Here is a 1,406-nt window from a genome sequence, read left to right on the forward strand (position 1 = left end):
TCGATGTCTTACTCATAACGGTCACGGCATTGGGCCTTCGTGTTGCCTCAGGCGCGCCACGTAGCGCGCGAGCAGATCGACTTCAAGGTTTACCAGATCGCCCGGCATGCAGTCGCCCCACGTCGTATGGGTCAAAGTGTAAGGAATGATGTTCACGCCGAAGCGCTGACCGTCCACCTCGTTAACCGTGAGCGAGACACCGTTCAGGGCGACGGAGCCCTTCGGCGCGATGAATTGCGCAAGCTCGGGCGGCGCTTCCACCAGCACGCGCACGCTGTCGCCATCGGGAAAGCGTGAGACGATCTTCGCCCGGGCGTCCACATGGCCTGTGACGATGTGTCCGCCGAGCTCCTCGCCGAGCCCAAGTGCGCGCTCCAGGTTGATCTTCCGCCCCGTTTCCCACGTGCCGAGCGTGGTGTGGGCGCGGGTCTCGTTGGAGACGTCGACGGTCACGGCGGCGCCCTTGCCCTTCGCCTTGCCGATTTCAGCGAGCGTCAGGCAGCAGCCGTCGCAGGCGAGCGAGGCGCCCTCCTCCAGGCTCTTGCGCTTGAACGGCGTGTGGATCACGAAGCGTGACCCATCCCGCGCCATGAGCGTTCCTATGCTGCCGATAATGCCAGTGAACATGTTCTGATCCGGCGCCACCACGTCATCCGGTCCGGTCCGAAGGATCGTGAGGCGATGAAAGTGAAATGGCCGCTTGCGGTGAGCCGATCAAGGCCGTCGCCGGCGAACGGGCTAAGGCCGTCCTCGCCCGCCGGGCGCGCTCCCTGATAGACGACCGCCTCGTCCACAAGGTCCGCATCGAGGAACGCGCGCGCGACGGAGGGCCCGCCTTCGATCAGCACGCGCGTGATGCCGCGATGGGCCAGCGTCTCCAGCGCGTCTTGCACATCGATAAGGCCGTGGTCGTCTATGGGGACCGGCACGATCTCCGCGCCGAGGTCATGCAACCGATCTGCATTGGCGTGGGTCTCGCCCGCGGCGCAGAAGAGCCAGACCGGCACCATGATGTCCTCGAAGAGCTGGGCGTCGGGCGGGGTGCGCAGGCGCGGTCGAGCACAACACGTACCGGGGAGCGGCACGACATACCGGGAAGACGGCAGGTCAGCGTGGGGTTGTCGGCCATAATCGTGCCCCGGCCGACCAGGATGGCGTCATTCATGGCGCGCAGGAGATGGCCGTGTGTGCGCGCATCCGGCCCCGTGATCCAGACCGGTTCGCCGTGGCCTTGGGGCATGCGTCCGTCGGCGCGACGGCAAGTTTCAAGGTGACGGCAGGGCGCCCTTCGCTGACCCGCATCAGATGTCCCAGCGTGACGGAAGCGGCGTCTGCCGCGAGCACGCCGTCTGTCACTTCAATCCCGGCGTCCGTCAGCCTTTCGATACCGCGCCCGGCGGTGCGGG

The 1,406-nt window shown here is 66.4% G+C and carries 1 protein-coding gene and 2 pseudogenes; all 3 read right to left on the bottom strand.

Features of this window, described 5'->3' with window-relative positions:
• Nucleotides 1-21 precede the first annotated feature (21 nt).
• Complete coding sequence (locus AUC71_RS13730; protein WP_069624690.1) at nt 22-627, bottom strand: riboflavin synthase; 606 nt, start codon at nt 625-627, stop codon at nt 22-24.
• Nucleotides 600-1,240: pseudogene (locus tag AUC71_RS13735) on the bottom strand (RibD family protein). The gene AUC71_RS13730 and the pseudogene AUC71_RS13735 overlap by 28 nt, the downstream one beginning before the upstream one ends.
• Nucleotides 1,162-1,406: pseudogene (locus tag AUC71_RS20395) on the bottom strand (bifunctional diaminohydroxyphosphoribosylaminopyrimidine deaminase/5-amino-6-(5-phosphoribosylamino)uracil reductase RibD); the annotation flags it as partial. The pseudogenes AUC71_RS13735 and AUC71_RS20395, both read right to left, overlap by 79 nt.

Source organism: Methyloceanibacter marginalis (assembly GCF_001723295.1).
GTDB classification, from domain to species: domain Bacteria; phylum Pseudomonadota; class Alphaproteobacteria; order Rhizobiales; family Methyloligellaceae; genus Methyloceanibacter; species Methyloceanibacter marginalis.